Source organism: Streptococcus sp. SCPM-O-B-15304 (M98) (genome assembly GCF_058200215.1).
This window is the reverse complement of record NZ_JBYQGQ010000001.1, coordinates 170,032-193,360: the sequence shown is the minus strand read 5'-3', so window position 1 is coordinate 193,360 and position 23,329 is coordinate 170,032. Positions and strand designations below refer to the sequence as shown.

Genomic DNA, 23,329 nt, shown 5'->3' with positions numbered 1-23,329 from the left:
TAATCCTACCAATTTTTAACTTGCTCAAAAATATCCTTGGCTGTTTCTTCACTTCTCAATACCATCAAGATGGAATCATCATCAGCAATACAGCTAAAAATTTGGTCAGAAAAAACAGTCATCAACTGACTCTTGACGAAAATAGTATTTCCTGGAATGACTTGCAAATTAATCATATATCCCATGCGTTCAGCATGAATAATATTATTTTCTGCCAACTGCAAGCTTCTAACGATTGATTTTGGTAATTCATAAATGTAAGTATTGTCTTTCAATGGAATTTTTACAATACCTAATTCTTTAATATCTCGGGAGACTGTTGCTTGAGTAGCAGAGATACCCGCTTCTCTCAAGTGTTCAACGATTTCTTCCTGTGTGCCGATTTGATAATCTGTAACAAATTTTCTAATCTTCTCAAGTCTCTCTTTTTTATTCATCTTTAAATTCCCTATGTGCTTTCTCCACTATTTTTTCTATTTCAGAAGTAACCTGATTGATTGCGTGATTTTCTTTTCGCAAATAGGCTAAAAACTCGATATTCCCATGACCACCTTGAATAGGAGAATAATCCAATCCTAAGACTGAAAATCCTTCATCAACTGCCATTTTAGTAACTGATTCTAAAACATTTTGGTGAACTTTGGCATCTCTGATAATTCCATTTTTACCAATCTGTTCTCGACCAGCCTCAAATTGAGGCTTAACTAGAGCAACAACCTGACCTTGATCAGCTAAAACACGGTGCAAAGCCGGCAAAATAAGGCCTAAGGAAATAAAACTGACATCGATACTTGCGAAACTTGGTTCCTGTTCAAAATCAGTTTTTTCCGCATAACGGAAATTAAACTGCTCCATACTGACAACACGAGGGTCTTGGCGTAATTTCCATGCCAGTTGGTTAGTACCAACATCAACTGCAAAAACTTGTTTAGCACCATTTTGCAACATGACGTCAGTAAAACCACCTGTTGAAGCTCCGATATCAATGGTCGTTTGTCCCTCAACTGATAGACCAAAAATATCTAGCGCCTTCTCAAGTTTCAAGCCACCACGACTGACATACTTAAGTTTCTCACCCTTGAGTTTCAACTCTGTATCATCAGGAATTTTTTCTCCTGGTTTATCAAATCGTTCGCCATTTAAAACAGCGACTACCAAACCTGCCATAACACCTCGTTTGGCTTGTTCTCTCGTTTCAAATAAACCTTGTTTGTAAGCTAGTACATCTACTCTTTCCTTAGCCATTGATTCTCAAACTTTCTACTATTTTCACAATTGGCTCCTTATCAAAACTCACAACTTGACTAATCTCTTCTAGTTTCGCAGTAGCTTGATCCAAAGTTTGATTGCAAAACGCTATCGCCTGATCTAATCCTAACAAGGCAGGATAGGTTGACTTTTCGGCCTGCAAGTCTTTCTGGGGTGTTTTTCCAATTTCCTCAAAGCTAGCGGTAACATCAAGCACATCATCTCTCACTTGGAAAGCAAGCCCAATCAACTCGCCAACTGTTTTAAGCTGTTTCTGAAGATTTTCATCCAATCCAGCAATGATTCCAGCCGCTTGGAAAGGAAAGGCTAAAAGTTTACCTGTCTTATTAGCATGGATAGTCTGAAGTTCCTCTAAATTCAAGTGTTTTCCTTCGCCTTCCATATCTAACACTTGACCAGCTACCATTCCCATACTTCCAGAAGCAAGGGATAAATTAGCTATTAAATCAACCTTGGTTTGACTAGGCAAATCAGTTTGAGCAATTAAAGCATAGGGATCCAAAAAAAGCGCATCCCCTGCTAAAATGGCTAGAGCTTCACCATACACCTTATGGTTGGTCAAACGCCCCCGACGAAAATCATCATTATCCATAGCAGGAAGATCATCATGGATCAAACTTCCTGTATGAATCATTTCTAGTGCCGCTGCAACTTGAGCATGTTCCTGAGTGATAGGCACTTGCAAGGAGTCCAAAACTTCTAAAAGCAAATAAGGACGAATCCTTTTACCACCAGCATGGACGGAATAGAGAACCGCTTCTCTTAAACTGGACGCAAATTGTTGGTTGCCATAAAAGTCTTCAAGAGCTGACTCGACCAAAGCTAGTTTTTCCTGCTTGTTCATACCAGTTCACTTTCTGTTCCATCTTCTTGCATCACCTTGACCAAGGTCTTTTCAGCCTTATCAAGTGTTGCCTGCAATTCTTTTGACAAGAGCATTCCCTTTTGAAAAGCCGAAATAGCATCTTCTAGAGCAATTTCCCCATTTTCCAAACTTTGAACAATCGTTTCAAGTTCTGCTAGATTTTCCTCAAATTTCTTTTGTTTTGACATCTCTTACCTCTAATTCTACTTGACCGTCCCGCATCAACAGTGATACTTGGTCATTTTCTTTCAAAACTTTCGCAGAAGCGACTACGACTTCTCCTTTTTTGACAATTGCATAACCTCTGGCTACAATTCGACTAGTATCTAGCATAAGGAGAGCTTCTGATAGGCGTTTTACTTCTGCTACTTTTGCATCATAGGTCACAGCCATCTGGCTACGCAGAAGTTTCTTTAATTGCTGGATATGATCCTGATAACGCTGGATTTTAATAATTGGTGATAATTGTTCCAAACGGTGGACTTGTTCTTGCACCTTTTGTTGATTACGAACCAATTCAGCATTCAATCCTTGCTTCAGTCGCAGCTGTAACTGATCCAAGCGTTGTAGATAACCGTCATATAAACGCTCTGGTTGTCTGAAGATGACCGATTGACTGAGGATTCTCAATGCTTCTTGTTTCTTTGACAAACTATGCTTAACCGCTGTAGTCATGCGTTTTTCTTGATTCTGAAGATAGGTCAAAAGATCTAACTTAGTTACTGGTGTCGCAAGTTCAGCCGCTGCTGTCGGTGTTGCTGCTCTCTTGTCAGCAACAAAATCAGCCAAGGTGACATCTGTTTCATGACCTACACTCGAAATAATCGGTAAACGAGATTCAAAAATTGCTCGAACTACAATTTCTTCGTTAAAGGCCCAAAGATCTTCAATGGAACCTCCCCCACGACCAATAATCAGAACATCTAAATCCTCACGTTCATTGGCTCGAGTTATATTACGAGCAATCTCCTTTGCAGCACCCTCACCTTGAACTTTAGTAGGATATAAGACAATTTCCACACCAGGGAAGCGTCTGCTTACAGTTGTAATGATATCCTGGATAACAGCTCCACTACGGCTGGTCACCACACCTATTTTTTTTGAAAATTGTGGTAAAGATTGTTTAAATCGCTCTTGAAACAAACCTTCTTCTGCCAGTTTCTTCTTAAGTTGTTCAAATTGGATAGCTAAGGCACCGACACCATCTGGTTCAGCTTTTTCAATGATAATCGAATAACTTCCACTTGGCTCATAGACTTGGACACGACCAACCACATTGATCTTCATCCCTTCTTCCAAGTCAAATCCCAAACGTTGGTAGACCCCCGACCAAATTGTCGCCTGAATAACCGCTCGGTCATCTTTAAGAGAAAAATACTGATGGGTTGGACGCTTACGGAAGTTAGAGACTTGACCAGTTAAATATACCCGTTCCAAGTAGGGGTCTTTATCGAATTTCATTTTTAAATACTTGGTCAAAGTTGTAACCGATAAATACTTTTCCATCTCTACCTCCTTCTTTTCTCTAGTTTTTCCTAGGTATTATTATACCAAAAATATGCTTAAAAATCTTTAATTTCCACCTAGAATAGTGAAAATACAGGGAATTTATGTGCGAAATTATTTCTTAATATTTTTGCCCCTCGAACAGAAAAAAAACCCTTCGGATAAAATCCGAGGGGCTTAAAACGTTGTTAAATCAACGACCGAACTTTTGAGTTTCAAGGTTCGGGATAAAATAGTTCACTGAACTATTTTATTTCTTAAGGTTGTAGAATGATTTCAATCCACGGTATTCAGCTACTTCACCAAGTTGATCTTCGATACGAAGCAATTGGTTGTATTTAGCGATACGGTCTGTACGTGAAAGTGAACCAGTCTTGATTTGTCCTGCGTTAGTTGCAACTGCGATATCAGCGATTGTTGAATCTTCAGTTTCACCTGAACGGTGTGATACAACGGCAGTGTAACCAGCTTCTTTAGCCATTTCGATAGCGTCGAATGTTTCAGTAAGAGTACCGATTTGGTTAACTTTGATAAGGATTGAGTTAGCAGCGCCTTCAGCGATACCTCTTTCAAGGTAAGCAGTGTTTGTTACGAAGAAGTCGTCACCAACCAATTGAACTTTACCACCAAGACGTTCAGTAAGAGCTTTCCATCCATCCCAGTCGTTTTCGTCCATACCATCTTCGATAGTGATGATTGGGTATTTGTTTACCAATTCTTCAAGGTAGTCGATTTGTTCTGCAGAAGTACGAACAGCAGCTCCTTCACCTTCGAATTTAGTGTAGTCGTAAACTTTACGTTCTTTATCGTAGAATTCTGATGATGCACAGTCAAATCCGATAAATACGTCTTTACCTGGAACATAACCAGCAGCTTCGATAGCAGCAAGGATAGTTTCAACACCGTCTTCAGTTCCTTCGAAACGAGGAGCGAATCCACCTTCGTCACCTACGGCTGTTTCAAGACCACGAGATTTAAGGATTTTCTTAAGAGCGTGGAAGATTTCAGCACCCCAACGAAGAGCTTCTTTGAATGTTGGTGCACCAGCAGGTACGATCATGAATTCTTGGAAAGCGATTGGAGCATCTGAGTGAGAACCACCGTTGATGATGTTCATCATTGGAGTTGGAAGAACTTTAGTGTTAAATCCACCAAGGTAGCTGTAAAGTGGGATTTCAAGGTAGTCAGCAGCAGCACGAGCTACAGCGATAGACACACCAAGGATTGCGTTAGCACCCAATTTACCTTTGTTAGGAGTACCGTCAAGTGCGATCATAGCACGGTCGATAGCTTGTTGGTCACGTACATCGTAGCCGATGATTGCTTCAGCGATGATGTTGTTTACGTTGTCAACAGCTTTTTGTGTACCAAGACCACCGTAACGAGATTTGTCACCATCACGAAGTTCAACTGCTTCGTGTTCACCAGTAGAAGCTCCTGATGGAACCATACCACGTCCGAAAGCACCTGATTCAGTGTAAACTTCTACTTCAAGTGTTGGGTTACCGCGTGAGTCTAGGACTTCGCGAGCGTAAACATCAGTAATAATTGACATTTTTTACTCTCCTTATTGAGTTAAATTTTTTACACCTCTATGATACCTTAAAAAGACACCTTTTTCAAGGAAAAACGTTATCTTTGTGCAAATTTTCCTTAAGTTTATAAAGTAATCGCTTTCTTTTATCTGTTTTCTCCTTTATTTTATGATATACTATTTTTATGACTGATGTATCTAAACAAATCCTAGAAAAGGCCAATGGTGGTCTTAAACTAAATCCTGATGAACAAAGACGTTTTCTCGGAACATTTGAGGAACGTGTCCTTGGCTACGCGGACCTTGAAACAGCTGATGATGATAAATTTAAAAATGGATTTTTAACAATTATAGAAACCTTTAAAAAAGAAACTCAACCTCTATTTGTCAAAATTTCTCCTCAGGTAGAGTTTGATAAACAAGTTTTTTATCTAAAACAATCCAAAGATGCTGACTGCCAAGCGACCATCGTTTCTGAAGATCATAACTCTTCTCCTTTTGGCCTAGTTATCCATAGCGATGCCCCTGTTCAAACAAGTGAAAAAGACCTCAGAAGTGCCTTTTCAGACTTATGGCAGGAAAAAGAGATGAAAAAAGCTCCTACTTCTCTTTGGAAAAAGTGGTTTGGTTAATTTTTCTTCAAAGCTAAAATTTGACCAATGTTTGCAGCTGTATCTTCTAAATAGATAGCGGCATTTTTTAGACTGTCTTCCAGTGGTTCACTTTTTTCTAATATAGAAAAAGCAGCGATGACATTCTCAAATGGTAAAGGAGGTAAATCCTCAGCTAAACTACCACAAATAGCAATAACTGGAACACCATTTGGTGTTCTTTTTGCTACCCCGATTGGCGCCTTGCCTGAAAAACTTTGAGCATCCAATCTACCTTCACCAACGATAACTAGATCTGCATCTACAACCTGTTCATCAAAGTTTATTAAATCTAAACAGGTTTGAATACCAGATACAATCTCTGCTCCTGCAAAGGCACACAAACCAGCTGCAATACCACCACCTGCTCCAGCACCATCCAATTTTAACATTTCAGGTGCAACTTTGCGGTAAAAGTTTTCAATAGCAATATCAACATCTTGGAATTTAGCTGGTTCCAACCCTTTTTGCTTCCCAAATGTATAGGTGGCACCGCGAATTCCACAGAGTGGATTGGTAACATCTGCTAAGATTTTGATATGCACATCTGCAGGGATGGTAACGACACTTTTGTCCAAAATCTTACTAATTTCAAATAAGGACTGGCCACAAGCCTCAAGTTCGATCCCGTTTTCATCATAAAACTGATACCCGAGTCCTGAGACAATTCCAATACCACCATCGTTACTGGATGTCCCACCAACTCCTATATAGATCTCTTTCATTCCTTGTTCGATTAAATATAGGATCAGTTGACCAATCCCCTTTGTTTGAATCTTCAGTGGATTTCGTTTTTCAATAGGAATTTTAGCAAGCCCAACTAAATCAGCCACCTCGAAAAGAGCAAGTTCTCCTTTTTGAACATAAGTCATTTGAACCTCATCTCCAAAGGGACCTGTCACTAAAGCAGTTTTTTCTACAAGACCAAGTGAATTTTTAATGGCATCCACTGTTCCTTCCCCTCCATCGCCAACAGGTAAGAGCAAACATTTCGATTCAGGTAGAGCCTTTTTAAGGCCTCGTTTAATAGCTTTAGTTACTTCACTCGCAGGGAGACTCTCCTTAAAAGAGTCAGGCGCGATAACAATTTTCATACACTCATCTTTCTAATCAAAGGAAATCTATCAGATTCAATACTTTTGTTAAATCTCTTTCTTCAATTTGAAGGGGAATTTCCTCTTTCACGATTTCTTTGGCACAGAAGCCAATGCCGATTCCAGCTCTCTTCAACATTGCTAAATCATTAGCTCCATCTCCAATAGCAATGGTCCTTTCGATAGGTACTTTTAATTCATAAGCCCATCTTACTAGAGTTTCTTTTTTAACATCTCTGCTTATAATTGGACCAACAAGATTTCCAGTTAAATGACCATCTCTGATTTCCAGTTGATTAGCAGCAAATAATGAAATCCCTAAATCTTTTGCTCCTCTTTCAACAACAGGTGTAAATCCACCTGAAACTAAACCCACTTCTATCTGATTTTTTTGCAGAGTGTTAATAAATTGCGCAGCATTTTTACTAAGGTGTAGTTCATGATAAATCTTATCAAAAGTATCTATAGAAAGTCCTTTTAGAAGGGAAACACGTTTTCTCAGGCTTTCTTCAAAATCTAGTTCTCCCCTCATAGCTTGGGCCGTCAGCAGAGCTACTTCTTCTTCACATTCTGCTTCTTTCCCCAACAAATCAATAACTTCCTCTTCTATCAGTGTCCCATCAACATCCAGTACACAGAGTCCTTTAATTTTTTTCATATAATTGTCTTACTTTCAGAATCTCAAAAAATCGTATGAAGGTATCATACGATTTTAACTATTTAGTTTGCTAAGCTATGATACAAATCAAGATATGACTTGCAGGCTGTATCCCAAGAGAAATCACATTCCATAGCTTGAACTTGCATGTTCTTCCAAACATCAGGATGGTTGTGATAAACATCCAGAGCTGTTTGCAAAGCCCAGTTGAGCCAGTATGGAGTTAGGTTATTAAAGCTAAAGCCTGTACCTGTTCCATCAATTGGATTAAAGGCTTGAACAGTATCTCTAAGACCACCTACCTCATTTACCAAAGGAAGGGTCCCATATCTCATGGCCATCATTTGTGAAAGTCCACACGGTTCAAAGCGACTTGGCATGAGGAAAATATCACATGCTGCATAAATTTCTTGAGCTAATTTTACATCAAAAGTAATATTTGCAGAAAGTTTTTCTGGGAATACTTGACTAAACCAAGAGAAGGCTTGCTCAAATCCTGGATCTCCAGTTCCCAAGAGAACGATTTGAATATCCTCTTGAAGCATACGATGCAGGCTTTCAACCACCACATCAAAGCCCTTCTGACGAGTCAAACGTGACACGATACCAATCATTGGCACATCAGGACGTACTGGAAGACCAACTCTTTCTTGAAGTTTCGCTTTATTTTGTGCTTTTCCTGACAAATCAGTTTTATTAAAATGATACTCAAGTAAAGCATCCGTCTCTGGGTTGTATAGATCAGTATCAATTCCGTTTACAATACCAGAAACCTTACCAGATTCCATACGAAGAATCTGATCAATACCGCAACCAAACTCCGTAGTCATGATCTCATAAGCATAGCTAGGTGACACGGTTGATACACGGTCTGCATAGAGAATACCAGCCTTCATCCAGTTAAGACAATCATTCCAACGAACTGTTCCATCAGCGTAGCGCTCAAATCCAACCCTGAACAAGTCCCAAAGCATACTTTCAGAGAATTGACCCTGAAATTCCAAGTTATGAATGGTCAAAACAGTCTTGATTCCTTGGTAGGCTTGAATCCATCTGTACTTTTCCTTCAACAAGAAAGGAATCATTGCTGTATGGTAGTCATGAGCGTGGAGGACATCAGGGATAAATCCGATACGCTCCATAGCTTCAAGCGCAGCAAGTTGGAAGAAGGCAAAACGTTCACCATCATCGAAATCTCCATAAACATGTCCACGGAAGAAATAATAATGATTGTCGATGAAGTAGAAAGTAACACCGTTTAAAACAGTTTTCTTAATTCCACAAAATTGTCTGCGCCAACCAACATAGACTTCAAATTGAAGGACATCTTCAATCTGATCACCAAACTTGGCTTCAACCATGTCATAGTAGGGTAAGATAACAGCAACTTCATGCCCAGCTTTTACTAATGATTTTGGAAGTGCTCCGATAACGTCTCCCAATCCACCTGTTTTTGAAAAGGGAGCTCCCTCTGCTGCTACAAATAAAATTTTCATGAAAGGACATCCTCTGTTACTTTTTCGCCTTTTTTGATGATAACAGGTTTTTCTGCTGTACCTCGAACGACAACTCCCTCAGCTATTTCAGCACCCTTATCAACAATTGCATACTCAACTTGTGCACCTTTTCCAACGACAACGCGAGGGAAGATAAGAGATTCTTTAACCAAGCTGTCTTTATTGATACGAACATTACGCGAAATAACAGATTTATCCACTTCACCCTCAATGATACTACCAGAAGCAAATTGAGATGTGTTTACTTTAGAACCAGGTGCATAGTAGGTAGGTTCTTCGTTTTTAACTTTAGTATGAATCTTTTGATTTGGCGAGAACAAAGAGTAGAATTTATGCTGATCAAGCATATCTAAATTAGCTTGGTAATATGTTTCTACTGAATGAATATTGGCTAGGTATCCTGTGTATTCATATGCAAAAGCACCTTCTTTGGCTGCCAAATCGCGAAGAACATACCGTAATTTTTCTGGATATTCTTTTTGGGCTTCTTCTTCCAAACGCTTAATCAACCATTGAGTATCTACAACGAAGATATCTGTTGACATGTTGTAAAAATCTTGGTTTGATTTTTTATCAAAGAGTTTGTGTGAAAGTACGTGGTCAGTTTCATCAATATCAAGGATTGCATTTACTTCTGAAATGACCTTCTTAGGCAATTTCTTATAAACAACTGTAATTGGTGATTTTGTTGTATTATGCAAATGGAAAACCTGAGCAAGATCAATATTTACCAAAACATCACAGTTCAAGGAAACAGTTTGGTTAGATCCAGAACGTTTTAAATAAGTCAAGAGTTGTTGATAATACTCTTTACCGACTGTGCTACTTTCTACACGTGTATTGTAAATACCTAAATAGTAGTGACTAAGTAGTGTATTCAAGCCCCACTCACGACCTGAACGAATGTGGTCGAAAACTGAGCTGATATTATCTTGTTGGAAGATTCCAAAGACACTACGAACACCAGCATTTGCTAAACTTGAGAGTGGGAAGTCAATCAAACGATACTTTCCTCCAAATGGTAAAGTTGCCACTGGACGGTTACTTGTCAAGGTTGACATATCATGGAAACCAACGGTATTTCCTAAAATCGCTGAATATTTATCAATCTTCATCTGTTGCTACCCCCACTACTTCATTATATCCGACTACTTGTACTTCTTCTGTACCATCAATTTCTACACCATCGGCAATGACTGCTCCTTCACCGATGATTGCACGTGTAATTTTAGCTCCTCTACCGATAACTGCTCCACTCATGATGACAGAATCAACAACTTCTGCTCCCTTACGAACTTGAGCAGCTGTAGAAAGGATAGAGTGTTTTACTGTACCATTTACGTAACAGCCATCCACTACAAGAGAGTCTTCTACATGAGCATGTTCTCCAATAAAGTTTGGTGGAGCGATAAGGTTACGAGAATAAATTTTCCATTGACGGTTACGACTATCTAGAGCATTCTCTGGAGAGATGTATTCCATATTTGCTTCCCAAAGAGATTCGATAGTACCAACGTCCTTCCAGTATCCATTGAATTCATAAGCATAGACACTTTCACCAGTTTCAAGATAGTTTGGAATAACATTTTTACCGAAGTCTGACATGTCTAGGTTGGCCTTCTCAGCTGCAACTAGCATATTGCGAAGTCGTTTCCAGTCAAAGATATAAATCCCCATTGATGCCTTAGTTGATTTTGGTTCAGCTGGTTTTTCTTCAAACTCAACAATACGATTATTAGCATCTGTATTCATGATACCAAAACGGCTAGCTTCTTTAAGTGGCACATCTAAGACAGCAACTGTCAAGCTGGCATTGTTATCCTTGTGTGATTGGAGCATATCATCATAGTCCATCTTGTAGATATGGTCACCTGAAAGGATCAAAACATACTCAGGATTGATGCTGTCGATATAGTCGATATTTTGGTAAATGGCATGACTTGTACCTTCAAACCAACGGTTTCCTTCACTTGCAGAGTAGGGTTGAAGAATAGAAACACCTGTGTCAATACCGTCTAGACCCCAACTAGAACCATTACCAATGTGGCTGTTGAGAGCTAGTGGTTGATACTGTGTAATAACCCCAACATTATGGATACCAGAGTTGGCACAGTTAGAAAGAGCAAAGTCAATGATACGGTAGCGCCCACCAAATTGCACGGCAGGTTTAGCAATGCTTTGAGTGAGTTTACCGAGACGAGTTCCTTGCCCACCAGCAAGGATTAAAGCTAGCATTTCATTCTTCATTTTATACTCCTTTTTGAGTTTTATTAGCGACTTTTTTAGTAGGTTTGATGCGACGTTTGATTTTCCAAATACTTGCTCCCATAGCTGGCAATGTAAATGTCAAAGTCTGCTCATAATCCTTCCACAATCCTTCTTGAGTTTGAACTGTTTGGTTATGCTCTTTCCACACACCACCCCATTGTTCTAACTCTGTATTCCAAATTTCTTCATAAATGCCTGCAACTGGAAGACCAATTGTAAAATCAGGACGTTCAACTGGTGCCATATTGAAGACACAGACTAGCATCTCGCCTTTCTTGCCCTTACGGATAAATGAAAGAACACTCTGATCTCTATTATCCGCATCAATGATTTCAATACCATCGTAACTTGTATCAATTTCCCAAAGACAACGGTGGTCTTTATAAAGTTGATTCAACTGTGATGTAAAGTATTTCATCTTGGCATTCATCGGATCTTCTAGGTTAGACCACTCCAATTGCTCTTCTGATTTCCACTCTAAGAATTGACCAAATTCGCTACCCATGAAGAGTAATTTCTTACCAGGGTGACAAATTTGATAGGTGTATAAGTTTCTCAAACCAGCGAACTGATTGTAACGATCACCCCACATCTTATGCATCATACTCTTCTTACCGTGGACAACCTCATCATGTGAGAATGGTAGGAGATAATTTTCATTAAAGACATACATGAAGCTGAAAGTCACAAGATTAAAGTCATACTTACGGTAAATTGGATCTTCTTCGTAGAAACGTAGGATATCATTCATCCAACCCATGTTCCACTTGTAGTCAAATCCAAGTCCACCCATTTCCTTCATGCCAGTAATCTTGGTACCTGAAGAAGACTCCTCTGCAATCATCATAACATCCGGATGAGCTAGTTTAATAACGTCGTTCAAACGTTGTAGGAAATAATAGCCTTCATAGTTGAGATTGCCACCGTCTTTATTTGGTGTCCATGGAGCATTGTCATAATCTAGATAGAGAATATTACTTACAGCATCTACACGAATACCATCTAGGTGATAGAAATCAATCCAGAACTTAATACTAGAAATCAAGAAGGATTGCACTTCGTTTTTCCCTAAGTCAAAGTTGAGTGCTCCCCAACCGTAGTTGTTAGCCTTATTATGATCTTGGTATTCAAAAGTTGGTGTACCGTCGTAGTATGCCAAAGCGTCGTCATTTATTGTAAAGTGTCCAGGTACCCAGTCCACAATTACTCCGATATTGTTGATATGACATTCCTCAACGAAGTCTTGAAACTCTTCAGGACGACCATAGGCATGCTCTAAAGCGAAGTAACCCATGAGCTGATAACCCCAACTCAAACCGAGAGGGTGAGCCATCAAAGGCATAAACTCGATATGAGTATAGTTCATCTCAACGAGATAAGGAATGAGCTCTTCTTTGAGTTGAGCAAAGCTATAAGGTGTTCCATCAGGATTTCTCTTCCAAGATCCTGCATGCGCCTCATAAATGTTGACCGGTCTCTCAAAAAATCCCCAACGTTTTCTACGAGCTAACCAGAGCCCGTCCTTCCATTTTTTTTCAGGAATTTCTGTTAAAACTGCTCCTGTTCCCGGACGTGCTTCATAACGTACTGCCAAGGGATCAATCTTCATAAGCTGATGACCATTAGCACGAGTAATATGATATTTATAAATATGTCCTTCTTGAGCTAAAGTTGTAAAAACTTCCCAAACTCCAGATTCATTACGAACCATGGGGATTTGATTTTCAACCCAGTTAGTAAAATCACCAACTAGATGGACAGCTTGCGCATTTGGCGCCCAGACACGGAATGTATAGCCATACTCACCGTCTCTTTCTTCACGATGCGCTCCTAAATAGTGTTGAAGATGGAAATTTTCGCCACTAGTAAAAGTTCTTAAAGCCTCAAATTTATCCATTGAATCCCCCTTCTAATTGAAAGCGTTTTCTTATTTTTATTATACTACCTTTTAAGAGAAGTTTCAAGTAAATTACTATATTTTTAAAAATTATTTTGAAAATCTGAAAATAATTCTCTGATGCGTCCTGGGAAAATCATTTTAATTTTCCAATTTATCTTCGCCTCTTTTCATTTTCTTACATTTTTATATAATAGTAACAAAATATTCGGATTTAAGCAATTTTTAGCCTTATATTTTTGAAAAATACATTGAAAATCCGTAAATATTGAGTTTATAACATTCAATTTAGATTGCAACTATTCAGAAACAAGGGATTTCTCCCAAAAAATAGAGCAGATCTTCCAATCTGCTCTTTCTTTATTTACTATTCTTTACGATTTATCTGCACTTCCATGAAAAATGAATTTCTCTGGATATTTTTTGATAAAACTTAGCTCATTCTCATTTCCATCATAATCATAGACAAAATTATCTGCTTCATCCAATTTCTCATAAAAATCATCGCCATACTCTTCTTCCATCTGTGCTAGCAGCTCCGATCTTTCTTCTCTAACAAAGGAGATAGTTCCACCAAAGTATGCAAGGAGATTTTTGAAATTAGCAGCATGCTCCTTCATTCCAAATAGTTCGAAGCCCTTTAAAGTATCTTTCCAGACAATCCCTGTCGAATTATCGAAAAATTGATAGTGACCTCCATTGTTTACTTCGATAAAATACCAGATAATTGCCAGAAGGTATCTTTGTTCTAAAGTAAAGATTTTTGCAGAATCGAGATAGTCTTTATAGGTGTTATAGATGTTAACAGTTTCGTATACTGGTTCAATAATATCCCAAGAGTCTTCTGCATTTTGAACATCTTCTATCTTAATATTCTTGTATAATTTCTTATTCTGTGCAGTTTTCATTTCTTGATTAGTTTCATTAGCATCTTCAAAATAGTATTTCTGAAGCAGGGGATATTCTGTTGGCTTGCCTTCAAAAACTTCCTTTAGAGAACCTACTTTAACCAACTCAATACACCATTCAATGACTGGATTTGTTGAGGAATCAGCATTTTTGATAGCATTTTCTAATAAATCTAGAGCCTGATTAGCTTCAGTTTCAAAGTCCTTGTTCGGATCACTAGATAAACGCCAATGGGTAAAACTATTTCGATAATACCAAATAGCATCCCTATCTTCTTCAGAGACCATCTCTAAAACTCTTTTGGCTTCTTCGAATTGACTCCAATTATTATAGACTTTGGCTAGTTCACTAAGGACTAGTCCACTTAAATTTTCTAAGCCAAGCTCTAAAAGAATTTCTATTACTTTCTCGAATTGGAAGTTATGCTTAATGTCTTTAAGACACTGAACTTTCTCCGATTCATTTAATGTGATAAATGTTTCCAGCGTAATTGTATTGATATCCATAGGTATCTCCCACTAAAACTAATGAACTTTTATAATTTTAATTCAATTTGTAATGAAACTTCTGCTTTTTCTATCGTCTCCAAGATAAACTTTCTAGAAGTATAGGCCGAGATAAAAAATCCCGACCTCACATTTTAGTAGAAATGAGTCTTTGAAATACTTTTGTTCATTTATTGGACTCTGCAAAATAGTTTTGCCCTACACTTCATTGTGTCAATCTTCAATCTAAGACTTACGATAAAACATTCATAACTGCCACACTGACATCGTCAATGGCATTTTCTTGGTTAGAACGGCTATTAGTTACCAACATTTCTAGGTTTCCTGCATTTTCATAGTAATATGAAGCCCCTTTAGCATTGAATACAACCAAGAAGTGCTCTTCGCCACCATGAATCTCATAAACAATCCAACCACTATTTTCAATGGCTGTATGAACAAATACATGACGGTAGACTTCTTCATAAGTAGGGTATGAAAAGGCACTGTTTTGTGTTTTAAGTCGGATAATCTGACGAACAAACTCGATGCTATCTTGACGCTCATTGATCAAATCCCAATTGACTTGGTTGACGCTATCAGGAGCATTGTAACTATTCATTGCTCGCTCACGATCTGCGTGAGTCACCTCGCCATTTTCTCCTGTAGCTACAAGCTTGGTACGGCCAAACTCTTGACCCAACTCCATGAAGGCCATCCCTTGCATGAGAAGATTCATGGCTGTCGCTGTTTCTACTTTCTTCATGATGCGACTTTCACTCTCCGTTGGATGAAGGGTTTTAAGCAAATCATGCAAATTGTAGTTATCATGGGCTTCTACATAGTTAAGAACCTGATTGGGGCTGAGATAAGAACCCAGTTCTCGGCTTCCAAGGATAGCCTTTGCGACGATTGGCTCAGTACCTGCACCACTGACAAAACCAGATTTGATAGAACCATAGACTTCACAACCTTTAACCGCATCACGTTGATTATCATTAAAGAATCCAATGTTTGGCAATTGATAGGCATTATCTTTCTTAGCCTTATCATAAGGAGCAAGACCAGTTCCCATATCCCATCCTTCTCCATAAAGGATGATTTTAGGATCGACTTCATCCATAGCCCAACGAATCATCTGCATAGTTTTGATGTCATGAATTCCCATCAAGTCAAAGCGGAAACCGTCAATATTGAATTCTTTTACCCAGTAGAGAAGAGAATCAATCATATATTTACGGAACATTTCATGCTCACTGGCAGTTTCGTTACCGACTCCTGTTCCATTTTGATAGGTTCCGTCATGGTTCATTCGATAATAATAATCGGGAACCGTTGTTTGGAATGGCGCATCCACCGTTGAGAAGGTATGATTGTAAACAACATCCATAATAACACCGATACCAGCGTCGTGATAAGCTTGGACCATGGCTTTCAAATCACGAATAGCTTGACCTGGATCATTTGGATTTGTAGACATGCTAGTTTCTGGAGCATTGTAGTTTTGTGGATCATATCCCCAGTTATAAGTTACATTTCCATCAGCGTCGTATTCTTTATGACGGTCAGCAATTGGTTGCAGCTGAACATAGTTGACACCAAGTTCTTTAATGTAATCAAATGCAGTCGACTGACCATACTGGTTAACTGTTCCAGTTTGCGCTGCACCTAAGAAGGTTCCTCTTAATTCTGACGCAACACCAGATGTTTCAGACTTAGTCAAATCACGGATGTGCATTTCATAAATGACTGCTTGGCAAGGATTTTCCAAACGCCAAGTTGCTTCTGTACCATGCTTGACCTCAAAGCCTTCAACCTGTCGATCTTGATTTGAGACAATGGCTGAACGTTTTCCATCAGGACTTGTCGCTATTGTATATGGATCACGAGTTAATGACTGGTGATGAGGAAAGTCAATTTGGTAGTGGTAAGCACGACCTGCTAAGTTTTCTGGAACTGTTAAACTCCAAACACCAATGGTATTATACTTGTGGCTATAGGAATAACTATTTCCTCGCTCCATTTCAAAGATTTTAAGGATAGGAGCGTCATTGCTCACTGATTCATAGACAACTACTTGGACAGATGTAGCTGTTGGTGCCCATAAGCTAAAACTTGTTTCATTTTCAGAAACTTGACATCCCAACTCTCCTTGATAACCCCAGTGGTGGTCGAAACTGGCACTATTGATTGCCTTGTCAAAGGCAAAAGGATTTTGGTCCTTATAGTGTGGACTGGCAATGGCAGGATTTTCAGAATAATAAACTGTATCGTCTCCATCCAAAATCCAAACCTCTGTCAAAAGTGGATAGTAATTGAAACGAATAGGATATTCTTTGCTGACACCATCTTTTTCAACGCTAAAAGTCATGGTCTCAAGCGCTACTTCACTCGATTGAGTCAGTGAAAATTTAGCTCCAAAATATTCTTCTTCTTTGATAAGCTCTACTGAATCTACTGTTTTTTTACTGAAACTGCAAACCTCGTAGGCTTCATCCTTGCGATGATAATGAATAAGTACAGGATAATTGTACATAGTTCTCCCTAATTTCTAAATTAAATTTGATTTTATATGTTACTAATAATTTCTTGATCAAGTGCCTCAGGATTCACAAAAAACTCAATGTGATTATGACATACTTCCAAATCTACTGGTGTGTCACCACCGTATTCTCCATCAAGATTAAGCATAAACGGCTCCCCCTGATCCAAAGTTTCAATTCGGAGTTTACTAGTTTTCAGATATTCAACATTGACATCTGAAACGTGTTGGCCTCCGTTCATAGCCCGAACTAGCAGACTCAACATATCTAGGATTTTATCCGTCTTTACTAGAATAAGCGTGAAATTGCCATCATCCAGCTTGGTATCAGGTGCGAATTGCTCAAATCCACCGATAGAATTGGTCAAGGCAACAAAGACAAGAGAAACTTCTCCTGTAAAAATGCCCCAATCATGGTAAATACGAACAGGACGGGCTTTGGATTTTGGGAACATCTCGATGCCTTTAGCAACGTAGGCCAGATAACCCAGACGCGTCTTCAGTTCACTCGGAACACTAAAGGTTAACTCTGTAAGAGCTCCTGCCGCAGCAATATTGATGAAATACTTATCGCCAAAGGCACGACCAATATCAATTTGCTTGGTTTCATTTTTAGCAATGATCTTCGCTGCAGCAACTGGATCCCCCATAGGGATTTTCAATGCTCTTGCATAGTCATTGGTAGTCCCAGTAGGAATGATGGCTATCTTTGGACGATGTTCCAGAGGTGCAATTCCATTAACCACTTCATTGATGGTGCCATCGCCACCAGCTACTAAAACCAAATCAAAGCCAGCTTTTGCAGCTCTTTCTGCTTCTTTCTGGGCTGACAGGTGTTCAGGTTTGGTTTGGAAAGCACTGGTTTCATAGCCTATGCTCTCTAACACTTCTAGGACTTCTGCGATATTTTGCTTGATCATTTCCTGGCCTGATGTCGGATTATAAATGAGACGTGCGCGTTTTTTTTCTTCTTTCATAGCTTACAAACTCTCAAGCCAAGCTTCATCACGAATCTCTATTCCCAGTTCTTGTGCTTTTTGGAGCTTGCTTCCTGCATCTGCTCCTGCTACAACAAGGTCTGTTTTTTTCGACACACTACCAGTAACCTTGACTCCTAGACTTTCTAATTTATTTTTAGCTTCTGAGCGATTAAGACGCTCTAGCTTTCCTGTCAATACGACAGTTAGACCAGACAAGGCTGCATTTGCTGCAACTGTCTGTCCTTTGTAGTCTAGATTAACACCTGATTCTTTCAATTCCCTTAAAAGGATTTCAGAACCCTCTGTAGCAAAATAGGTCTGTAAGCTTTGGGCAATGACACTTCCCAAACTTTCGATACTTGCAATTTCTTCAGGATTGGCTTGTGCTAGCGATTCGATTGAGTGGAAGTTTTGTAAAAGCAACTGACTTGCCTTACTTCCTACATGACGAATCCCCAAACCAAACAAGAGTTTTTCAGCAGAATTTTCTTTGGATGCTTGAATAGCCTGATAGAGCTTTTGCGCTGATTTTTCCTTGATACCATCTAATAAAAGGAAATCTTCCACAGTCAAACGATAAATATCTGCAACATCCTTAACCAAATCGGCAGCAAATAATTTCTCCACGATTGATGGGCCAAGGCCAGAGATATTCATAGCATCACGGGATGCGAAGTGCGTCAAGCCTTCCTTGATTTGAGCAGGGCATCGCGGATTGATACAACGAAGGGCCACCTCATCTTCAAAATGCAAAAGCTTACTGTCACAACTTGGACAGTTTGTTGGAATATCTAGTCTTTCCTCTGACACTCGCTTGAATTCTACCACTCGTAGAACAGCAGGAATGATATCCCCTGCCTTATACACAATCACCGTGTCATCCTTACGGATATCCTTTTCAGCGATATAGTCAACATTATGAAGAGTTGCACGACTTACAGTTGTACCTGCAAGTTGCACTGGAGTAAGATTAGCAGTCGGAGTCACAACTCCTGTACGCCCTACTGTCCAGTCAACAGAAAGAAGTTTCGCTTCTTTTTCTTCTGCTGGGAATTTATAAGCGACTGCCCACTTAGGTGCTTTGACTGTAAATCCTAGTTGCTCCTGACCAGCTAGATCATTGACCTTAATCACAACTCCATCGATATCATAAGGCAACTGATCTCTTTCTTGACCAATTTCTTGAATAAACGTCCAAACCTCATCCATACTATGAGCTAATAGACGTCTTTGATTAACCACAAAGCCTAATTGTTCTAAATGTTTCAAAACCTTCTCTTGACTATCCCGAGTTGAAGGACTAGCTTCCTGATAAAGGAAGGTTGCAAGATTACGTTTGGCTACTACTGCTGTATCTAACTGACGAAGTGTTCCTGCAGCCGCATTTCTTGGATTGGCAAATTCTGGCTCCCCATTCTCTTGACGAGATTGATTGACCTGGTCAAAAGAAGCTCTCGGCATATAACATTCACCACGCACTGTTATATCTAATTTTTCTGGTAATGATAAAGGAATGTCTTTCACTCGTTTAAGATTTTCAGTGATGTTTTCACCGATGGAGCCATCACCTCGAGTTGCCCCAGCAACAAAAATTCCCTGCTCATAAGTCAAGGAAATCGATAAACCATCAATCTTCAACTCACAAATATAAGTGACATCATCCAATTCTTTACGAACACGCGCATCAAAGGCATCCAGTTCTTCACGTGAAAAAGCATCCTGCAAACTATAGAGAGGATACTGATGACTATATTTCTCAAACCCATCAAGAATCTTTCCACCAACACGATGTGTCGGACTTTCTGGCAAGACTTGGTCAGGGTGAGCTTTTTCTAACTCTACCAATTCACGATAAAGACGGTCATACTCACTATCAGATACAGATGGATTATCACTTGTATAATACTCTGTCGCATAGCGATTAAGCAGTTCAACGAGCTCTTTCATTCTTTCATTCATAGAACCATTTTACCATAAAAAGGACTCTATAAACAATACTCAAGCTCTAAAAAAGAAAATGAGAAGGATATTTCTATCGCTTCTCATTAATTTTTATTTTTTACGATTCAAAATAGCATTCAAGACGATGGCTACTGTACTTGCAATGACAATACCATTTGAGAAGAACATTTGTAATTCAGTCGGTAGAGTATTGAAGAGATTGCTTCCGTTTAATCCCACCCCAGCAGAGATAGAAACTGCTGCAATGAGGAAGTTGTGTTCATTGTGTTCGAAGTCTACACGCGCCAAGATTTGCATCCCTTGGAGAGACACGAAACCGAACATGACGAGCATAGCTCCACCTAGAACAGGACTAGGAATAATCTGTGCCAAGGCACCGAACTTAGGCAAGAGACCGAGCAAGATAAGGAAACCAGCTGCGTAATAGATTGGCAAACGAGTACGAATACCTGAAAGTTTCACCAAGCCTACGTTTTGTGAAAATCCTGTATAAGGGAAGGTATTGAAAAGTCCACCAAGTAAGACAGCAAGACCTTCAGCGCGATAACCATTACGAAGACGAGTGCTATCGATTGGATCTTTAGTAATATCAGAAAGGGCAAGATACACACCAGTTGATTCTACCATAGATACAGTAGCGATGATACACATCATTACAATAGAAGAAATCTCAAATTGTGGAGCACCGAAGTAGAATGGAGTTGGGATATGAACGAGTGGAGCTTCTGCTACTGGAGAGAAGTCAACCAAGCCCATAGTTGCAGCGATAATCGTACCTGCAATCAAACCGATCAAAATGGAAATAGATTTGATAAATCCTTTTGTAAGAATATTAACCAAAAGAATAATGAGAACAGTAATCATTGCCAAAGCTAAACTTTGTCCAGTAGGTTTTTCAACGTTATTTCCCATATTTCCGATGGCAACTGGAATCAAGGTCAATCCGATAGTTGTGATAACAGACCCAGTTACGATAGCAGGGAAAAGATTGGCAACCTTAGAAAAGATACCTGAAATCAAGATGACATAAATCCCTGATGCAATCAAAGCTCCGAACATAGCACCGCTACCATGACTCTGACCAATCATGATAAGAGGAGCAACAGACTGGAAGGCAACACCAAGTACGATTGGTAATCCAACACCGAAGTGTTTATTGAGTTGCAATTGTAAGAGAGTTGCAACCCCACACATAAAGATATCTGTTGAAATAAGGTAGGTCAACTGTTGAGCTGAATACCCTAAAGCACTTGCAATCATGATTGGTACCAGGATTGAACCTGAGTACATGGCTAGCAAGTGTTGCAAACCAAGAATGGCTGCCTGTGAGTGGTTTTCCTGTTGTTTCATTAGATGTCTGCCTCCTTGAAGATAACTTTTCCATTTTCAAAACGCTCTAATCGCGCGAGTGATACTACTTGATGACCTGATTTTTCTAGCAGTTCACGACCATCTTGGAAAGATTTTTCAATCACAATTCCGATAGCTTCAACTGTAGCACCAGCCTGTTCAATAATCTGAATCAAACCTTTAGCTGCTTGACCATTAGCCAAGAAATCATCAATAATCAATACTTTATCTTGAGGAGATAAGAACTTACCTGCAATAGATACGGTACTAGTTACTTGTTTAGTGAAAGAATAAACTTCAGCAGTTAAAATTCCTTCATTCATAGTGATATTTTTTGCCTTTTTAGCAAAAATCATGGGAACATCTAACTGTTCAGCCACATAAAGGGCTGGGGCGATTCCAGATGCCTCAATGGTTACGACTTTGGTAATACCAGCATTTTTAAAATGCTCCGCAAAAGTACGACCAATCTCGCGCATCAAGGAATAATCAACTTGGTGGGTTAAGAAGGAATCCACCTTAAGAATATTCTCACCAAGAACGTTTCCATCCTTTAAAATTCGTTCTTCTAATAATTTCACAATAACCTCCGAAATAAAAAGAGACTTACCAAGTAAGCCTCTAGGAAATAAAGAAATAGATTTAACACCTATCCTTATATCTCTGTAGCTTACTCATTGTTAGGTATTTACGGTACCTTGTAGAAACGCCACGCCAATTCGCGGCATAAATAAGTAATCATATTTTTAGTGAGCATCACCATTCCAGATAGAGTTCTTCACAATGACATAGTCAACGTGACGAAGATCAGCAACCTTACGACCTCCAGCATAAGAAATCGAACTTTGCAAATCCTGTTCCATCTCAGTTAAGGTATCCTGTAAATGCCCTTTGGCAGGAAGAAGGATTTTTTTACCTTCGACATTCTTATAGGCACCTTTTTGGTATTCTGAAGCCGAACCATAGTATTCTTTGAATTGTTCACCATCAACTTCAACTGTTTTACCAGGACTTTCGATATGCCCTGCAAATAAAGAACCAATCATAACCATACTTGCACCAAAGCGGATTGATTTGGCGATATCACCATGTGTACGGATACCACCATCGGCAATAATCGGTTTACGCGCAGCTTTAGCACACCAGCGAAGGGCCGCTAACTGCCAACCGCCAGTACCAAAACCAGTTTTGACCTTAGTAATACAAACCTTACCTGGACCGATTCCGACCTTAGTAGCATCTGCACCAGCATTTTCAAGTTCACGCACGGCTTCTGGAGTTCCAACGTTTCCAGCGATGACAAAAGTCTCTGGCAATTCTTTCTTAATGTGCTGAATCATTGAAATAACGCTATCAGCATGACCATGAGCAATATCAATGGTAATGTACTCTGGAGCATCTTCCTTTAATTGACTAACAAAGTCATACTCGTAGTCTTTAACACCTACTGAGATTGAAGCAATCAAGCCCTGATCGTGCATACGTTTGACAAAAGGAATACGTCCTTCTTCATCAAAACGATGCATAATATAGAAATATCCACCCTTAGCAAGTTGTTCAGCAACATTTTCATCCAAGATTGTCTGCATATTGGAAGGAACAACTGGTAATTTAAAGGTATGCTTCCCTAAAGTTACCTGCGTGTCAGCCTCTGCACGACTTTTAAGAACGCACTTATTTGGGATTAACTGAATATCTTCATAGTCAAAGATCGGAAATTCGTTTAACATATTTCTCTCATTTCTCTTGTTTAGACTTTCCTAAAGTTAGGAATAGCCTCGTCTTTTCCAGACAATTACTCTAACAAGTTTACAATAATGTCCGTTTTTTGTCAATTATTATG

20 protein-coding genes and 1 riboswitch are annotated in these 23,329 nt (G+C 39.2%); of the genes, 1 reads left to right on the top strand and 19 read right to left on the bottom strand.

Annotated features, from left to right (window positions below; translation table 11 throughout):
* Nucleotides 1-5: 5 nt before the first annotated feature.
* From AC3E7H_RS00905 to eno, 6 genes are all read right to left on the bottom strand, one after another.
* A complete protein-coding gene (locus tag AC3E7H_RS00905; RefSeq protein ID WP_001034387.1) occupies nt 6-437 on the bottom strand; it encodes an arginine repressor in 432 nt (143 codons plus the stop codon).
* Nucleotides 430-1,245: a TlyA family RNA methyltransferase gene (locus AC3E7H_RS00900; protein ID WP_001041049.1), complete on the bottom strand. Its 816-nt coding sequence runs from the start codon at nt 1,243-1,245 to the stop codon at nt 430-432. The genes AC3E7H_RS00905 and AC3E7H_RS00900 overlap by 8 nt, the downstream gene beginning before the upstream one ends.
* Nucleotides 1,238-2,113 carry a polyprenyl synthetase family protein gene (locus AC3E7H_RS00895; protein WP_001041145.1) on the bottom strand — a complete coding sequence of 292 codons (876 nt, stop codon included), beginning with the start codon at nt 2,111-2,113 and terminating at the stop codon, nt 1,238-1,240. The genes AC3E7H_RS00900 and AC3E7H_RS00895 overlap by 8 nt, the downstream gene beginning before the upstream one ends.
* A complete protein-coding gene (locus AC3E7H_RS00890) occupies nt 2,110-2,322 on the bottom strand; it encodes an exodeoxyribonuclease VII small subunit (RefSeq protein WP_000043228.1) in 213 nt (70 codons plus the stop codon). Before AC3E7H_RS00890 ends, AC3E7H_RS00895 begins: the two co-directional genes overlap by 4 nt.
* Complete coding sequence (gene xseA, locus AC3E7H_RS00885; protein ID WP_000417499.1) at nt 2,300-3,640, bottom strand: exodeoxyribonuclease VII large subunit; 1,341 nt, start codon at nt 3,638-3,640, stop codon at nt 2,300-2,302. Before xseA ends, AC3E7H_RS00890 begins: the two co-directional genes overlap by 23 nt.
* Nucleotides 3,641-3,890: 250 nt before the next feature.
* On the bottom strand, nt 3,891-5,195 hold the full coding sequence (gene eno / locus AC3E7H_RS00880; RefSeq protein WP_000022825.1) for a surface-displayed alpha-enolase: 1,305 nt from the start codon (nt 5,193-5,195) through the stop codon (nt 3,891-3,893).
* Nucleotides 5,196-5,359: 164 nt separating this feature from the next.
* Here eno and AC3E7H_RS00875 point away from each other — a divergent pair, with 164 nt between their 5' ends.
* Nucleotides 5,360-5,806, top strand: a complete 447-nt coding sequence (locus AC3E7H_RS00875; protein ID WP_075228558.1) for a DUF1694 domain-containing protein — start codon at nt 5,360-5,362, stop codon at nt 5,804-5,806.
* Here AC3E7H_RS00875 and AC3E7H_RS00870 read toward each other — a convergent pair.
* The 13 genes from AC3E7H_RS00870 to guaC form a co-directional block, all read right to left on the bottom strand.
* A complete protein-coding gene (locus tag AC3E7H_RS00870) occupies nt 5,803-6,918 on the bottom strand; it encodes a glycerate kinase (protein ID WP_075228557.1) in 1,116 nt (371 codons plus the stop codon). The genes AC3E7H_RS00875 and AC3E7H_RS00870 overlap by 4 nt on opposite strands.
* A 16-nt stretch (nt 6,919-6,934) precedes the next feature.
* Entirely contained in the window at nt 6,935-7,576 is a 642-nt protein-coding gene (gene serB, locus AC3E7H_RS00865; RefSeq protein WP_075228556.1) for a phosphoserine phosphatase SerB, read from the bottom strand.
* Nucleotides 7,577-7,638: 62 nt separating this feature from the next.
* Entirely contained in the window at nt 7,639-9,072 is a 1,434-nt protein-coding gene (gene glgA, locus AC3E7H_RS00860; RefSeq protein ID WP_075228555.1) for a glycogen synthase GlgA, read from the bottom strand.
* Nucleotides 9,069-10,208 (bottom strand): glucose-1-phosphate adenylyltransferase subunit GlgD, encoded by a 1,140-nt coding sequence (gene glgD / locus AC3E7H_RS00855; protein ID WP_490675950.1) that lies wholly within the window; start codon nt 10,206-10,208, stop codon nt 9,069-9,071. The genes glgA and glgD overlap by 4 nt, the downstream gene beginning before the upstream one ends.
* Nucleotides 10,198-11,340 (bottom strand): glucose-1-phosphate adenylyltransferase, encoded by a 1,143-nt coding sequence (locus AC3E7H_RS00850; RefSeq protein ID WP_006151163.1) that lies wholly within the window; start codon nt 11,338-11,340, stop codon nt 10,198-10,200. The genes glgD and AC3E7H_RS00850 overlap by 11 nt, the downstream gene beginning before the upstream one ends.
* 1 nt (nt 11,341) lies before the next feature.
* The gene (gene glgB, locus AC3E7H_RS00845; RefSeq protein ID WP_049526669.1) at nt 11,342-13,258 is read right to left on the bottom strand and encodes a 1,4-alpha-glucan branching protein GlgB; all 1,917 of its coding nucleotides are present in this window, start codon (nt 13,256-13,258) and stop codon (nt 11,342-11,344) included.
* A gap of 374 nt (nt 13,259-13,632) precedes the next feature.
* Nucleotides 13,633-14,673, bottom strand: coding sequence for a DMP19 family protein (locus AC3E7H_RS00840; RefSeq protein ID WP_049509042.1), 1,041 nt, complete (start codon nt 14,671-14,673; stop codon nt 13,633-13,635).
* A 232-nt stretch (nt 14,674-14,905) separates the two neighbouring features.
* Nucleotides 14,906-17,188: a type I pullulanase gene (gene pulA / locus AC3E7H_RS00835; RefSeq protein WP_490675949.1), complete on the bottom strand. Its 2,283-nt coding sequence runs from the start codon at nt 17,186-17,188 to the stop codon at nt 14,906-14,908.
* A 32-nt stretch (nt 17,189-17,220) separates the two neighbouring features.
* A complete protein-coding gene (locus AC3E7H_RS00830) occupies nt 17,221-18,171 on the bottom strand; it encodes a diacylglycerol kinase family lipid kinase (protein ID WP_490675948.1) in 951 nt (316 codons plus the stop codon).
* A gap of 3 nt (nt 18,172-18,174) precedes the next feature.
* Nucleotides 18,175-20,133, bottom strand: coding sequence for an NAD-dependent DNA ligase LigA (gene ligA, locus AC3E7H_RS00825; RefSeq protein WP_490675947.1), 1,959 nt, complete (start codon nt 20,131-20,133; stop codon nt 18,175-18,177).
* A 93-nt stretch (nt 20,134-20,226) separates the two neighbouring features.
* Nucleotides 20,227-21,486, bottom strand: a complete 1,260-nt coding sequence (locus AC3E7H_RS00820) for a nucleobase:cation symporter-2 family protein (protein ID WP_485763820.1) — start codon at nt 21,484-21,486, stop codon at nt 20,227-20,229.
* Nucleotides 21,486-22,067: a xanthine phosphoribosyltransferase gene (locus tag AC3E7H_RS00815; RefSeq protein ID WP_248034374.1), complete on the bottom strand. Its 582-nt coding sequence runs from the start codon at nt 22,065-22,067 to the stop codon at nt 21,486-21,488. The genes AC3E7H_RS00820 and AC3E7H_RS00815 overlap by 1 nt, the downstream gene beginning before the upstream one ends.
* A 76-nt stretch (nt 22,068-22,143) precedes the next feature.
* Nucleotides 22,144-22,240, bottom strand: a riboswitch (purine riboswitch).
* Nucleotides 22,233-23,216 (bottom strand): GMP reductase, encoded by a 984-nt coding sequence (gene guaC / locus AC3E7H_RS00810; RefSeq protein WP_490675946.1) that lies wholly within the window; start codon nt 23,214-23,216, stop codon nt 22,233-22,235. Its footprint overlaps the riboswitch before it by 8 nt.
* Nucleotides 23,217-23,329: the final 113 nt, after the last annotated feature.

Excerpts from the sequence above, each read along its gene's own strand:
- AC3E7H_RS00905 (WP_001034387.1), bottom strand. The coding sequence starts at position 437 with ATGAATAAAAAAGAGAGACTTGAGAAGATTAGAAAATTTGTTACAGAT.
- AC3E7H_RS00900 (WP_001041049.1), bottom strand. The coding sequence starts at position 1,245 with ATGGCTAAGGAAAGAGTAGATGTACTAGCTTACAAACAAGGTTTATTT.
- AC3E7H_RS00895 (WP_001041145.1), bottom strand. The coding sequence starts at position 2,113 with ATGAACAAGCAGGAAAAACTAGCTTTGGTCGAGTCAGCTCTTGAAGAC.
- AC3E7H_RS00890 (WP_000043228.1), bottom strand. The coding sequence starts at position 2,322 with ATGTCAAAACAAAAGAAATTTGAGGAAAATCTAGCAGAACTTGAAACG.
- xseA (WP_000417499.1), bottom strand. The coding sequence starts at position 3,640 with ATGGAAAAGTATTTATCGGTTACAACTTTGACCAAGTATTTAAAAATG.
- eno (WP_000022825.1), bottom strand. The coding sequence starts at position 5,195 with ATGTCAATTATTACTGATGTTTACGCTCGCGAAGTCCTAGACTCACGC.
- AC3E7H_RS00875 (WP_075228558.1), top strand. The coding sequence starts at position 5,360 with ATGACTGATGTATCTAAACAAATCCTAGAAAAGGCCAATGGTGGTCTT.
- AC3E7H_RS00870 (WP_075228557.1), bottom strand. The coding sequence starts at position 6,918 with ATGAAAATTGTTATCGCGCCTGACTCTTTTAAGGAGAGTCTCCCTGCG.
- serB (WP_075228556.1), bottom strand. The coding sequence starts at position 7,576 with ATGAAAAAAATTAAAGGACTCTGTGTACTGGATGTTGATGGGACACTG.
- glgA (WP_075228555.1), bottom strand. The coding sequence starts at position 9,072 with ATGAAAATTTTATTTGTAGCAGCAGAGGGAGCTCCCTTTTCAAAAACA.
- glgD (WP_490675950.1), bottom strand. The coding sequence starts at position 10,208 with ATGAAGATTGATAAATATTCAGCGATTTTAGGAAATACCGTTGGTTTC.
- AC3E7H_RS00850 (WP_006151163.1), bottom strand. The coding sequence starts at position 11,340 with ATGAAGAATGAAATGCTAGCTTTAATCCTTGCTGGTGGGCAAGGAACT.
- glgB (WP_049526669.1), bottom strand. The coding sequence starts at position 13,258 with ATGGATAAATTTGAGGCTTTAAGAACTTTTACTAGTGGCGAAAATTTC.
- AC3E7H_RS00840 (WP_049509042.1), bottom strand. The coding sequence starts at position 14,673 with ATGGATATCAATACAATTACGCTGGAAACATTTATCACATTAAATGAA.
- pulA (WP_490675949.1), bottom strand. The coding sequence starts at position 17,188 with ATGTACAATTATCCTGTACTTATTCATTATCATCGCAAGGATGAAGCC.
- AC3E7H_RS00830 (WP_490675948.1), bottom strand. The coding sequence starts at position 18,171 with ATGAAAGAAGAAAAAAAACGCGCACGTCTCATTTATAATCCGACATCA.
- ligA (WP_490675947.1), bottom strand. The coding sequence starts at position 20,133 with ATGAATGAAAGAATGAAAGAGCTCGTTGAACTGCTTAATCGCTATGCG.
- AC3E7H_RS00820 (WP_485763820.1), bottom strand. The coding sequence starts at position 21,486 with ATGAAACAACAGGAAAACCACTCACAGGCAGCCATTCTTGGTTTGCAA.
- guaC (WP_490675946.1), bottom strand. The coding sequence starts at position 23,216 with ATGTTAAACGAATTTCCGATCTTTGACTATGAAGATATTCAGTTAATC.